The 12,794-nt window shown below is 73.7% G+C and carries 12 protein-coding genes; 8 read left to right on the plus strand and 4 right to left on the minus strand.

Annotation, left to right across the window (positions count from 1 at the left end):
• Positions 1-62 precede the first annotated feature (62 nt).
• Positions 63-977 carry a DUF4184 family protein gene (locus L7D48_RS17670; protein ID WP_237880416.1) on the plus strand — a complete coding sequence of 305 codons (915 nt, stop codon included), beginning with the start codon at positions 63-65 and terminating at the stop codon, positions 975-977.
• Here the strand turns inward: L7D48_RS17670 and L7D48_RS17675 are convergent.
• Together L7D48_RS17675 and L7D48_RS17680 are read right to left on the minus strand one after the other, a co-directional pair.
• Positions 967-1,995: a rod shape-determining protein gene (locus L7D48_RS17675; protein WP_237880417.1), complete on the minus strand. Its 1,029-nt coding sequence runs from the start codon at positions 1,993-1,995 to the stop codon at positions 967-969. The two genes, L7D48_RS17670 and L7D48_RS17675, sit on opposite strands and share 11 nt — an antisense overlap.
• A gap of 170 nt (positions 1,996-2,165) precedes the next feature.
• Positions 2,166-4,121 (minus strand): ABC transporter ATP-binding protein, encoded by a 1,956-nt coding sequence (locus tag L7D48_RS17680; RefSeq protein WP_237880418.1) that lies wholly within the window; start codon positions 4,119-4,121, stop codon positions 2,166-2,168.
• A gap of 278 nt (positions 4,122-4,399) precedes the next feature.
• Between L7D48_RS17680 and L7D48_RS17685 the strand changes: the two genes are divergently transcribed.
• Both L7D48_RS17685 and L7D48_RS17690 read left to right on the plus strand, forming a co-directional pair.
• Complete coding sequence (locus L7D48_RS17685; RefSeq protein WP_237880419.1) at positions 4,400-4,765, plus strand: helix-turn-helix transcriptional regulator; 366 nt, start codon at positions 4,400-4,402, stop codon at positions 4,763-4,765.
• Positions 4,766-5,010: 245 nt separating this feature from the next.
• Positions 5,011-5,250: a DUF397 domain-containing protein gene (locus tag L7D48_RS17690; protein ID WP_237880420.1), complete on the plus strand. Its 240-nt coding sequence runs from the start codon at positions 5,011-5,013 to the stop codon at positions 5,248-5,250.
• On the opposite strand, the gene L7D48_RS17695 is transcribed toward L7D48_RS17690, so the two are convergent.
• On the minus strand, positions 5,237-5,845 hold the full coding sequence (locus tag L7D48_RS17695) for an ATP-binding protein (protein WP_237880421.1): 609 nt from the start codon (positions 5,843-5,845) through the stop codon (positions 5,237-5,239). The two genes, L7D48_RS17690 and L7D48_RS17695, sit on opposite strands and share 14 nt — an antisense overlap.
• 345 nt (positions 5,846-6,190) lie before the next feature.
• On the opposite strand from L7D48_RS17695, the gene L7D48_RS17700 reads away from it, so the two are divergent.
• From L7D48_RS17700 to L7D48_RS17715, 4 genes are all read left to right on the plus strand, one after another.
• On the plus strand, positions 6,191-7,030 hold the full coding sequence (locus L7D48_RS17700) for a helix-turn-helix transcriptional regulator (RefSeq protein ID WP_237880422.1): 840 nt from the start codon (positions 6,191-6,193) through the stop codon (positions 7,028-7,030).
• 190 nt (positions 7,031-7,220) lie between these two features.
• Positions 7,221-7,784 (plus strand): DinB family protein, encoded by a 564-nt coding sequence (locus L7D48_RS17705; protein WP_237880423.1) that lies wholly within the window; start codon positions 7,221-7,223, stop codon positions 7,782-7,784.
• A gap of 103 nt (positions 7,785-7,887) precedes the next feature.
• Positions 7,888-8,526, plus strand: coding sequence for a PadR family transcriptional regulator (locus L7D48_RS17710; protein ID WP_237880426.1), 639 nt, complete (start codon positions 7,888-7,890; stop codon positions 8,524-8,526).
• Positions 8,527-8,709: 183 nt separating this feature from the next.
• The gene (locus L7D48_RS17715) at positions 8,710-10,434 is read left to right on the plus strand and encodes a threonine/serine exporter ThrE family protein (protein WP_237880424.1); all 1,725 of its coding nucleotides are present in this window, start codon (positions 8,710-8,712) and stop codon (positions 10,432-10,434) included.
• 148 nt (positions 10,435-10,582) lie between these two features.
• Here L7D48_RS17715 and L7D48_RS17720 read toward each other — a convergent pair whose 3' ends face one another.
• Positions 10,583-11,080: an inorganic diphosphatase gene (locus L7D48_RS17720; protein WP_093657646.1), complete on the minus strand. Its 498-nt coding sequence runs from the start codon at positions 11,078-11,080 to the stop codon at positions 10,583-10,585.
• A 122-nt stretch (positions 11,081-11,202) separates the two neighbouring features.
• Between L7D48_RS17720 and dacB the strand changes: the two genes are divergently transcribed.
• Positions 11,203-12,696: a D-alanyl-D-alanine carboxypeptidase/D-alanyl-D-alanine-endopeptidase gene (gene dacB / locus L7D48_RS17725; protein ID WP_237880425.1), complete on the plus strand. Its 1,494-nt coding sequence runs from the start codon at positions 11,203-11,205 to the stop codon at positions 12,694-12,696.
• The last annotated feature ends 98 nt before the right edge of the window (positions 12,697-12,794 follow it).

A 12,794-nucleotide genomic window follows, 5' to 3' on the forward strand; every position in this document is an offset into this window, starting at 1 on the left:
CGGCCGGCCGGGCGGAACGGATAGGGTGCGGCCGGGCGCACCGAGACGGCCCGGGGGGATGGATGCCGTTCACACTAAGCCACGCCGCCGCCGCGCTGCCGGGGATCCGCGCGGACGGCAGGGGCCGGGGACCGCTGGTGGCTTCCGCCCTGGTCGCCGGGACGCTGGCCCCGGACGCGGCCTACTACGCGGCCAGCCTCGCCCCGTGGATCATGCGGCTGGGCGAGTACACCCACTCGGTGCTCGGCACGGTCACCGTGGACGTCCTGATCGCGGCGGTGCTGCTGGGGGTGTGGCTGCTGCTGAGGGAGCCGCTGACGGCCCTGCTGCCCGAAGGGGCGCGGGGGCGGGCGTACGCGCTCACCCGCGGCGAGCCCTGGCGCGGCAGGCCGCCCGCCGGCCTCCTGCTGCGGTGCTGGGTCTCCGCGGCACTGGGAGCGGCGACCCACGTCCTGTGGGACTCGTTCACGCACATGGACCGGTGGGGCGTGCGGTGGATCACCGTGCTGGACGAGCGGGTGCTGGGCGTCCCCCTCTACCACCAGCTCCAGTACGGCGGTTCCGCGGTGGCCCTGGTGGTCCTCGCGGCCTTCCTGGTCCGGGCGTGGCGCGGGCTGCCCCACTGCCCGGCGCCCGCGCTGCCCGTCTTCTCGGTCCTGTCCGCGCGCGGCCGGGCCGGCGCGGCGGCGCTGCTGGGCGCGGCGGCGGTGGCGGGCGCCGTCCACCGCTGCGTGAGGCGGGCCGGGGCGGAGCCGGAGGCGGTCCCCTGGGACGGGTACGTGCCCACCGCGCTGTTCGGCGCGGGCGCCGGGCTCGCGCTCGCCCTGCCGCTGTACGCGGTGGCACTGCGGGCGGTGGCGGCGGCGCGGAAGCGCCGTACGGCCCGCGCGTCCGGCGCCGGTGCGTCCCGCACGCCCGGCACGGCCCGCACGCCCGGCACGGAGGAGCCGGCCGGCCGGCGGCCCGTCAGCGGCTGAGCGGATCGCGGTGCAGCAGCCGCACCCGCCCCTCCAGCATCGCGCCCAGACCCTCCACCGCGCAGACGGCCGGCTGCTCGGCGACGTGCACCGGCATCCCGGTGGCCTGCCGCAGCATCGAGTCCAGCCCCGGCAGCATCGCGCTGCCGCCGACCAGCATGATCCCGCGGTCGGCGAGGTCGGCCACCAGGTCGGGCTGGCACTGGCGCAGCACACCGCGGATGGCGTCCACCATCGCCGTCAGCGGGGGCCGGATGGCGGCACGCACGCTCTCGGTGTCCACGTTCACCGTGCGGAACAGCCCGGTGGACACGTCCCGGCCGTACACCTCGGCCTCGGTCTGCTCGGACGGCGCGACGGACAGCGCCAGATGCAGCGGGTGGACCGCCTGGTTGGGGAGCATCAGCTCGTGCTGGTTGCGCAGGTGCTGGACGACGGCGCGGTCGATGACCTCGCCGCCGACCGGCACCGTCTCGGAGGCGACGATCGACCCCAGCGAGAGCACCGCGACGTGCGAGGTGGCCGCGCCGCACATCACGATCATGGTGGCCTCGGGCTCCTCCACGGGCAGCCCGGAGCCGACGGCCGCCGCGATGAGGCTGTCCACCAGCTCCACCCGCCGCGCGCCCATCCCGGTGAGCGTCTCGATCGCGGCGCGCTGGACGAGCGGCTCGGCGTCGTGCGGGATGCACACGGCGGCACGCAGCATCGGCTTGCGCCGCCAGGCCCGGCGGATGCGGTCGCCCACCAGGGCGCGCAGCATCCGCCGGGCCATGTCGATGTCCACCACGGTCCCGCCCGACACCGGCCGCACCACCCGGATGTGCTCGGGGGTGCGGCCCACCATCCGCTCGGCCGGGGCGCCGACCGCGATCAGGGCCCCGGAGCGGGTGTTGACGGCGACGGCCGACGGCGCGTCCACGATGACGCCGAACCGTTTGAGGTAGACCCGGGTCCTGGCCGCGCCGAGGTCGACGGCTACGGAACAGCGGCTCAGTTGCTCAAGACTGACGGTCACAGCGGCATCTCCCCGGACATGGCTCGATACGGGCCGCCGCCCGGCGGCCCCGATTCTCATCGTGGGGGCCGGGCGGCGGTACCGCGCGCTGGACTGATCCGGATGGGCGAGGGCCGCCGCGGGTGCCCCGGCGGCCGAGTTCCGCGTACCGCCGGGAAGGTGATGGCCGGTCAGGAGGCGGGGCCGGGCACGGCCGGCTCCCCGGCGTCCCGCCCGGACCGCGTGTCCGGCTGCGCGCCGGCCCACGCTTCGGCCCGCGCTCCGAACTGGGTGCGGTACAGCTCCCGGTAGCGTCCGCCCGCCGCCATCAGCGTCTCGTGGGTGCCGCGCTCGACGATCCGGCCCTCCTCCACGACCAGGATCAGGTCCGCGGCCCGGACAGTGGACAGGCGGTGGGCGATCACCACGGAGGTGCGGCCGCGCAGCGCCTCCGCCAGCGCCTCCTGGACCGCCGCCTCGGAGGTGGAGTCCAGATGCGCGGTCGCCTCGTCGAGGATCACCACCCGCGGCCGGGCCAGCAGCAGCCGGGCGATGGTCAGCCGCTGCCGCTCGCCGCCGGACAGGCGGTAGCCGCGCTCGCCGACGACCGTGTCCAGCCCGTCGGGCAGGGAGGCGATCAGCCCGTCGAGCCGGGCGCGGCGCAGCGCGTCCCACAGTTCGTCCTCGCTCGCGCCGGGCCGGGCGAACAGCAGGTTGGAGCGGATCGACTCGTGGAAGAGGTGGCCGTCCTGGGTGACCATGCCGAGTGTGGCGCGCAGGGAACGGAAGGTCAGATCACTTACGTCCACGCCGCTGAGCCGCACCGCGCCGCCGTCCGCGTCGTAGAGCCGCGGCACGAGCTGGGCGATGGTGGACTTGCCCGCGCCGGAGGAGCCGACCAGCGCCACCATCTGCCCCGGCTCGGCGCGGAAGGACACCTGGTGCAGCACCTGCTCGCCGCCGCGCGCGTCGAGGACGGCGACCTCCTCCAGGGAGGCCAGGGAGACCTTCCCGGCCGACGGGTAGGCGAAGTCCACGCGGTCGAACTCCACCGACACCGGGCCGTCGGGCACTTCGCGGGCGTCCTCGCGCTCCTCGATCAGCGGCCTGAGATCCAGCACCTCGAACACGCGCTGGAAGCTGACGAGCGCGCCCATCACCTCCACCCGCGCGCCGGCCAGCGCGGTCAGCGGGGCGTAGAGCCGGGTGAGCAGCAGGGCCAGGGCCACCACCGCGCCGGGGTCGAGCCGGCCGCGCAGCGCGTACCAGCCGCCGAGCCCGTAGACCAGGGCCAGCGCCAGGGCGGAGACGACGGTGAGCGCGGTGAGGAAGACGTGCTGGACCATGGCGGTGCGCACCCCGATGTCGCGCACCCGCCGGGCGCGTGCCGCGAACTCCTCCGACTCCTCCCGCGGCCGCCCGAACAGCTTGACCAGGGTGGCGCCGGGGGCGGAGAAGCGCTCGGTCATCTGAGTGCCCATGGCCGCGTTGTGGGCCGCCGCCTCGTGCGAGAGGCGGGCCAGCCGGGATCCCATGCGCCGCGCGGGCAGCACGAACACCGGCAGCAGCACCAGGGCGAGCAGCGTGACCTGCCAGGACAGCCGCACCATGACCACCAGGGTGAGAAGCAGGGTGACGAGGTTGCCGACCACCGAGGAGAGGGTGTTGCTGAAGGCCCGCTGGGCGCCGATGACATCGTTGTTCAGCCGGCTGACCAGTGCGCCGGTGCGGGTGCGGGTGAAGAAGGCGACCGGCATCCGCTGGACGTGGTCGAAGACGGCCGTGCGCAGGTCCAGGATCAACCCCTCGCCGATGCGCGCCGACAGCCACCTGGCCAGCAGTCCGATCGCCGCCTCGGCCACCGCCACGACCGCGATCAGGGCGGCGAGCCGGCCGACCGTGCCTGTCGCCGAGCCCGCCACGATCGCGTCGACCACCCGGCCCGCGAGCAGCGGGGTGGCCACGGCCAGTGCCGCCGAGACGGTGCTGAGCAGCAGGAACAGTGCCAGACGCCGCCGGTGCGGGCGGGCGAAGCCCGCGATGCGGCGCAGGGTGGCGCGGGACAGCGCGAAGGAGTGTCGCTGTCGCTCCTGCGGTGCGTGGCGCGCCTGGTACAGGGCGTTCCACGCGGCGGATTCCATACTCATCGCGGATCCTCACGTCGTCGTTGCCGTGGCCTGGACCGTAGGGCTTCAAGTCGGCTTGAGGTCAAGGGCGGACGGGGTCCGGACGCGGCCGTTCAGCCGGTGGGACAGGGTTCCGCTACGGGTGCCCGCCGGGGGATCATTTCGGAGACCACCGGTGGGCCGGCGATGGACCACCGACCACCCGGGCGGACTGCGAGCGGCCGGCGCCGCCGACCTGCGGCACCGGCCCGCCTCCTCTCCGCCACCGCCAACTGACCACTGGCTCGCAAGGGGGAAACATGACCGCCATCGACGTACCCGAGGACCGGCTCCGGGAGGACCGGCTCTTCTCCGCCCTCGCCAATCCGACCCGGCGCGAGGTGCTGAGGCTGCTGCGGGTGAAGGGGCCGCAGCCCGTGCAGCGGCTGGCCGACCACTTCGACATGCGCAGGCCGAGCCTGTCGGAGCACCTGAAGGTGCTCCGGGAGGCCGGTCTGGTCAGCGAGCGGCGCAAGGGGAGGGAGAGGCACTACCGGCTGGAGGCCGGACCGCTCAGCGAGGTGCAGCACTGGCTGGGCCCGTACGAGCGGTTCTGGCGCGGGATGGAGGATCTGGAGGACCTGCGCGGCCTCCTGGACAGGGGGCCCGGCGGCACCGGCGCCTGAACGGCGCGACGGCCGGCGCGTGCGCGGCGGGACGGGGCGGGGAACGCGCGCCGTCCCGCCGCCTGAGCGCGGACCACGCGCGGACCGGCCTCTCGACAGGTTGTCATGACGCCGTGACAGGCTGTCGTGCACGTGCATCTTCACGTGCATCAGCACATGAACGGCGTTATGATCCAGGCTGGTTGACCGATTCAGCCCCTGACGCACCCGCCCGCCGCCCCCGACCGCACAGCCGGGAGAGTCCGATGCCCCACGCATACAACGGCATGGCAGCCAGGGACCTCCACGGGGTCGTCTGGCAGAAGAGCAGACACAGCAACTCGCAGGGAGCGTGCGTGGAGTTCGCCAAGCTCCCCGGCGGAGAGGTGGCCGTACGGAACTCGCGCTATCCGGACGGCCCCGCACTGGTCTACACCCCGGCCGAGGTCGAGGCGATGCTGCTCGGCGTCAAGGACGGCGAGTTCGACCACCTCATACAGGACTGACGCCGGATCCCCGCCCGGGGTTCACCCTGAACAGCGCCCAGACCACTTTTCCGGGCATGGCGCCGGCCATCGGCTGCCAGCCCCAGTCGTCGCTGAAGGACTCGACGAGGAAGAGGCCGCGCCCGGACTCCGCCGTGTCGTCGAAGAACTCCCCGCCGGAACCCCCGCCGAACTCACCGTCGAGTTCGTCGCCGAAATCGCAGCCGATGCCGCCGAGTTCGACGGTGAACCCCTCGCCGGGCCTCTTCGCCACGGGCGCCTTTCCGCTGGGATCGCGCACGGCGCACACCAGGCGGCCGGACCAGTGCATCAGGTGGAGCCGCACGGGCGGGTCCAGGATTTCGCCGGGGACGGCGCCCGGCACGCCGTGGCGCAGGGCGTTGGTCACCAGCTCCGAGACCACCAGGGCCACGGTGTCGAAGTGCCCGGCCAACCGCCAGCGCAGCAGTACGTTCCGGGTGAACTCACGGGCGGTCTTCACCGCCTCGTAGCGCGGCTGGAGCGCGCAGGAGGCCGAACCGGAGAGCGCGTCGGGGTCGAGCGACGGGAAGTCATGCCATAACCGGTCGAGCACGGTCGGTCCTTCGGTCCCCATGACGAGACACTCCTGGCATTGCGGCGGCCATGGCCCTGGCGGACCCCGTCAGCGGTGGTGCTCCGTATCGCGTTCCGCTCGTTGCGCTGCGTCGGTGGATCGTGTGCATGCCCAAGTGCCCCGGTCCCGCTTGCACTTGTGCTTTCCCCATGGTTCCCAATGCTCACAGCAGATGCAAGGGCAGATGCACGTGCACGAAGGACTTTCGATTCTGTGTAACCGCCTGGGCACACAACGAAGGCATTGGTGGCAGACTGCACTGGTGCAGGGGTGGAGAGCTGAACACAAACAGGAGCATTCCCGGTGAAAAACGGAGTGAACGGGGCCAACGGGTCGAGTGGGTCCATGGTGCGCCGCATCCTGCTCGGTTCCCAGCTGCGGCGGCTCCGCGAGTCCCGCGGGGTCACCCGGGAGGCGGCCGGATATTCCATCCGGGCCTCCGAATCGAAGATCAGCCGCATGGAGTTGGGGCGTGTGAGCTTCAAGGCGCGGGACGTGGCGGACCTGCTCACGCTGTACGGCATCACCGACGAGGCCGAGCGCGAGCCGCTGCTGAGCCTCGCCCGTGAGTCCAGCGTCGCGGGCTGGTGGCACAACTACAGCGACGTGCTGCCGAACTGGTTCCAGACGTACGTCGGCCTGGAGGGCGCGGCCTCGCACATCGGCGTCTACGAGGTGCAGTTCGTCTCCGGACTGCTCCAGACGGAGGACTACGCGCGGGCGGTCGTCACCAGCGGCCACCGGTCGGGGCTGTCGCCCGAGGAGGTCGACCGCCGTGTCGCCCTGCGCCTGGAGCGCCAGAAACTGCTGCTGTCCGAGCAGGCCCCGAGGTTCCGCTGCGTGCTGGACGAGGCCGCGCTGCGCCGCCCCTACGGCGGCCGCGAGGTGATGGACGCCCAGCTGCGGCACCTCGCGGAACTCTCCGAACTGCCCCACGTCACGCTCCAGGTGATGCCGTTCGACACCGGCGGACACCCGGCCGAGAGCGGGGCGTTCACGCTGCTGCGCTTCCCCGAGTCGGAGATCTCCGACATCGTCTACCTGGAGCACCTCACCAGCGCCCTCTACGTCGACAAGCCGGAGGAGGTCGCCCAGTACGAGGACGTCCTCGACCGCCTGCTGCGGGACAGCCTCGACCCGGAGGACACCCGCGCGCTCCTCCACCGGGTCCGCGGGCAGATCTGACCGGTCCGGCCGGCGGACGGCGTCCCGGCCGGGGTGCGCGGGACGCCGCCGGCGCCGGAGGGGAATCCGGCCGGAGGAAGCGGAAGGCCGGGAGGGCATTGAGGACAGAAGTCGTCCCCAAGACCTCATAGCGTCGTTGTCGGTGAAGGGCCGGAAGGCGGCCCGATGACCGACGTGTGAGGAGACCCCCATGCCCGTTCCTGTCGTTTCCGAGAACCGCGGCGACGAGCGCGGAGCCCTGCTCGCCTATCTGGACGCCCAGCGCGGCGGCATCCGCCGGGCCCTCCACGGCCTCACCGACGAGCAGGCGCGCAGCAGGCCGACCGTGAGCGCCTTCTCCCTGGCCGGCATCCTCAAGCACGTCGCGGTGGGCGAGCAGAGCGCGCTGGCGACGATGCGCGGCGAGCCCTTCGACTTCGAGGCCAGTGTGAAGCGGTGGGAGGAGGGCCTGGCCGTCAGGGACGACGAGACGGTCGAGGAGCTGCTGGATCTCTACGAGCGGGTGGCGCGCGAGACCGAGGAGACGGTCCGGGCGCTGCCCTCCCTCGACGACACCTTCGAGGCCCCCAAGATGCCCTGGGACGAGGGCGGGCCCCGCTCCTGGCGCTGGGGCCTGCTCCACCAGATCGAGGAGACCGCCCGGCACGCCGGGCACGCCGACATCATCCGCGAGACGATCGACGGCAAGGGCGCCTTCGACCTGGTCTTCGGGACGGGCGCGCTGCCGGAGCCGGACTGGTCGTCCTTCCGGTGACCTCCCGGGCCCGCGCCCGCCGCCGCCCGTCTACGCTGGTCGGCGGCGGGCGCCGGGAGGACCGGTGAGCCGGTGGGTCGGTGAGGGGACGGTGGTGTCGGCGGTGTCGGCGATCCGGTTGCTGGTGCTGGGCGCGGTCCGCCAGCACGGGCGCGCACACGGCTACCAGGTCCGCAACGACCTGGAGTTCTGGGGCGCGCACCAGTGGTCCAGCGCCAAGCCGGGTTCGATCTACCACGCGCTCAAGCAGATGGCGAAGCAGGGCCTGCTGACCGCCCACGGCACCGAGCCGAGCACGGCCGGCGGCCCGCCGCGCACCGAGTACGAGCTGACCGCGGCCGGCGAGGCGGAGTACCAGCGGCTGCTGCGCTGGGCGCTCACGGCGCACGACGAGAAGCCGGACGTGCTCACGGCCGGGGTCGGCTTCATCGTCGACCTGCCGCGCCGGGAGGCGATCGAACTGCTCGGGCGGCGCGTGGCGGCGCTGGAGGAGTGGAGCGCCGAGGTCGCCGGGGAGTGGACGCCCCCGGGCGCCCCGGAGGAGTGGGGCCACATCGGCGAGGTCATGAGGCTGTGGGTGCACAACGCCACCAGCGGCGCGGAGTGGACCCGGGGCCTGATCGAGCGCCTGGAGAAGGGCGCGTACGTGATGGCGGGCGAGGGCGAGCGGTCGGTGGAGGTGCTGCCCGAGGGCGTGGAGAACCCCTACGCGGAGCGTCCGCACGACCGCCCACGCGACTGACGCGGCGCAGGCGCCGCGCTCCGGCGCCTGCAACGCATCTCACACCCGACGGCCACCTTCACGCCCCCTTCCGGAAGGGTGCCCGGCCGTATCCTCGCTGAGGAGGAACGGACATATCCCGCCCGGAACGGGAAGCCTGACGTCCGTGCGAGAAGACGACTGGAGGCGTGAGGAGCGACGAGCTTGGCCCTGGAGACCACGAGGAACAGCACGGTGACCGAGACCGGCCGTCCGGAGGACCGCAGGTCCGCACCGGAGGAGACCCACAGCGCCTTCGCCCCGCCCTCCGGCGTACCACTGGCGTCCCCGTACTCCGAGGACGAGCATCCCACCTCCGAGTTCGCCGTCCCCGAGGGGCTGAGGGCCCCCGCGCCGCCGCCGGAGGACGAGCACCCCACCTCCGAGTTCGCCGTGCCCGAGGGCGTGCGCAAGGCGTCGGCCTTCGAGCCCGGATCCGCCTTCACCCCGCCCGAGGGCATCCCGGTGATCAACAACCTGGTGCGGCCGGGTGCGCCCTGGCAGGACCGGATGCGCACCATGGTCCGGATGCCGCTGGGGGAGCGGCCGATACCCGAACGGCCACGGCGCACCGACGAGGAGGACGCGGACACCGGGCCTTCGGCGCCCCGTGTGCTCGACCTGACCCTGCGCATCGGCGAGCTGCTGCTCGCGGGCGGCGAGGGCGCCGAGGACGTCGAGGCGGCGATGTTCGGGGTGGCCCACGCGTACGGGCTGGACCGCTGCGAACCGACGGTCACCTTCACCCTGCTGACGATCACCTACCAGCCGTCGCTGGTGGACGACCCGGTCTCGCTGAGCCGTACGGTCCGCCGCCGCGGCACCGACTACAACCGGCTGTCGGCGGTCTACCGCCTGGTGGCCGACATCACCGACGGCGACGTGACGCTGGAGGAGGCGTACGGCCGCCTCGCCGAGATCCGCCGCAACCGCCACCCGTACTCCAAGGGCGCGCTCACCGTCGCCAGCGGTCTGCTGGCGGGCGCCGCGTCCACCCTGGTGGGCGGCGGCTGGCTGGTCTTCCTCCTGGCCGCGCTCGGCGCGATGCTCGGCGACCGGCTCGCCTGGTTCTTCTCCCAGCGCGGGCTGCCGGAGTTCTACCAGTTCGTGGCGGCGGCGATGCCGCCCGCGGTGCTGGGGGTGCTGGTCCAGCTGTTCGCCGCGGACCTCGGCCTGGTCATCAGGGCGTCCGCGGTCGTCACCGGCGGCCTGTTCCCGCTGATCCCCGGTAGAGCGCTGGTGGCCGCCGTGCACGACGGGCTGACCGGCTTCTACATCACGGCCTCGGCCCGTCTGCTGGAGGTCGTCTACCTGGTCGTCGGCATCGTCTGCGGTGTGCTGCTGGTGCTCTACATCGGCTCCGAGATGGGCGCCGAGTTCGACCCGGAGGGCCTGGACATCCGCAGCCGGCCGCTGGTCCAGCTCCTGGCGGCGATGCTGCTGGCGCTGACCTTCTGCGTCCTCCTCCAGCAGGAGCGCTCCACCGTGCTGCTCGCCACGCTCAACGGCGGCGTCGCCTGGCTGGTGTACGGCGCGATGACCGACGTCGGCGAGATCGACCCCGTCGCGGCGACCGCGGCGGCGGCGGGCCTGGTGGGCCTGTTCGGGCAGCTGATGTCGCGCTACCGGTTCGTCTCGGCACTGCCGTACATCACGGCGGCCATCGGCCCGCTGCTGCCCGGTAGCGCCATCTACTTCGGGCTGATCGGCATCGCCCAGGGGGACCTGGACCACGGTCTGCCGAACCTGTCGAAGGCGGCCGCCCTGGCGCTGGCGATCGCGATCGGCGTCAACCTGGGGAACGAGCTGGCCCGCCTGTTCATCAAGGTGCCGGGCCAGGAGACCCCGCTGCCGGGGCGGCGCGCGGCCAAGCGCACCCGCGGCTTCTGATCCCGTCCCCCGCGGACGGGGCACGCCCGCACGACGGGGCACGTCCCGAAGACGGGCCGTGCCCCGGGGCGTACGCGGCGCGGCGGCCGCGTACGCCCCGGGGCACGGGGAGCCCGGGTCGGGTCCGCCCGGGGCGGCCCCGGCGGGCTCAGTGGTGGCCGCCGCCCGAAGCCTCCAGGCGCTTGATCGAGGCCTCGACCTCGGCCTCGGCGTCGGCACGGCCGACCCAGTCCGCGCCCTCGACGGACTTGCCGGGCTCCAGGTCCTTGTAGACCTCGAAGAAGTGCTGGATCTCCAGCCGGTCGAACTCGCTCACGTGGTGGATGTCGCGCAGGTGCTCCATGCGCGGGTCGGACGCGGGCACGCACAGCAGCTTGTCGTCGCCGCCGGCCTCGTCCGTCATGCGGAACATGCCGATCGCCCGGCACTTGATGATGCAGCCGGGGAAGGTCGGCTCCTCCAGCAGCACCAGCGCGTCCAGCGGGTCTCCGTCCTCACCCAGGGTGTTGTCGACGAAGCCGTAGTCGGCCGGGTACACGGTGGAGGTGAACAGGTGCCGGTCGAGCCGGATGCGACCGGTCTCGTGGTCCACCTCGTACTTGTTCCGCGAACCCTTCGGGATCTCGATGACGACGTCGAACTCCAAGGGAGACTCCTCCGTATGCTTCAGCACTCGTCAGTGGCCCGGGGGCTTCCCCCGGAGAGCGGCGGTGTGGTGGTTAAGTGTCCCTCACGCAGGTGTGTGGTCGCGAAAGGGGCTGGTCCGAGGTGCGGGACACATGGCGGGTGGCGGCCGGTTCCGCCGCCGCCGGACTCGCGGTCGCGGTGACGGCTGTGGCCGTCGCCGGACCCTGGGACTCCGGCCAGCGTACGACCGAGCGGGCCCGCGCCGCCTCCTGGGACCGCGGCAGTGGCGCGGACCACACGGGAGCGGGCCTCGCCGGCGGCCCCGCCCCGGCGCCCAGCGCCGCCGAGGTGCTCACCGCCCTGGGCGCGGCCCCCGCCGGGGAGGGCCGGGAGGGCAGGGGCGGCCGGGGAGAGGAGGCCGCCGGCGAGGCCGCGCCGGAGCCGGGCGAGGCGCCCGCCCCCGACCCCGACGCGCTCGCCGACGTCCTCCGGCCGCTGCTGGAGGACGGCGTCCTGGGCACGCTCCGCACCGCCTCGGTGGTGGACGTGGCCACCGGGCGGGAGCTGTACGGCGCCCGGGCCGGCCGGGGCGTCGCGCCCGCCTCCACCGTGAAGATCGCAACGGCGGTCGCCGCCCTGTCGGCCCTCGGACCGGACCACCGCATCCCCACCCGGGTGGTGTGGGACGCGGACGGCGAGCGGGTCTTCCTGGTCGGCGGCGGCGATCCCACGGTCACCCCCGCCGCGCTGCGGCGGCTGGCCGACGCCACCGCCCGGGAGCTGAGGGAGCGCGGTGTGAAGCGGGTCGAACCGGCCTACGACGTCTCGCTCTACTCCGGGCCCGTCCGCCACCCGATCGGGCCGAACGAGAACATCGCGCCGGTCGTCGCGCTGATGGTGAACGAGGGCCGCCTGGACGACAGCACCCGCGGGCCCGCCCCCCGCTCCGGTGACCCGGCCCGGGACGCCGCCGGGATCTTCACCGACCGCCTGCGCGAACGCGGTGTCGGAATCGAGGGCCCCGAGCGGCCCGGCCGCGCCCGCAAGGCGCCGCGGGGCGCCGAGGAGCTGGCCGTCCACCGCTCCGCGCCGCTGGCGGAGCTGGTGGAGCGGATGATGGTCCACAGCGACAACGACATCGCCGAGGCCCTCTTCAGGCAGACCGCCGTCGCGCGCGGCGAGCCCGCGAGCTTCGCCGGCGCCGGACGGGCGGTGCGCGCGCAGCTCGCCGGGTACGACCGGACGCTGCCGCTGAAGGGCGCCCGCTTCGCCGACGGCAGCGGGCTGGACCGGTCCGGCAGGGTCTCGGCCGGCCTGCTGACCCGGCTGCTGGTCCTCGCCGCCGATCCCGCCCGCCCCGAACTGCGGTCCGCGCTGACGGGGCTGCCCGTGGCCCGTTTCAGCGGCACGCTCGGCGGCCGCTACGACGACGAGGCGACCCGCACCGGAGCGGGCCTGGTCCGCGCCAAGACCGGCACGCTGACCGGGATCAACACCCTGGCGGGCACGGTCGTGGACGCCGACGGCAGGCTCCTGGCCTTCGCCTTCACGGCGTCGGGCACCACCGACCGCTACGGCGCCCACGAGGCCCTGGACCGGCTCGCCGCCGCCCTGGCCGACTGCGGCTGCCGCTGACCGGCCCGGCCGGCTGCTCCGCCCCGGGTCCTTCCCGAGTCCGCCCCGGGTCCTTCCCGAATCCGCCCCGGGTTCCTTCGGGGTCCGCCCGGCCCCGC

The organism is Streptomyces sp. ICN903 (assembly GCF_022015835.1).
GTDB classification, from domain to species: domain Bacteria; phylum Actinomycetota; class Actinomycetes; order Streptomycetales; family Streptomycetaceae; genus Streptomyces; species Streptomyces fenghuangensis.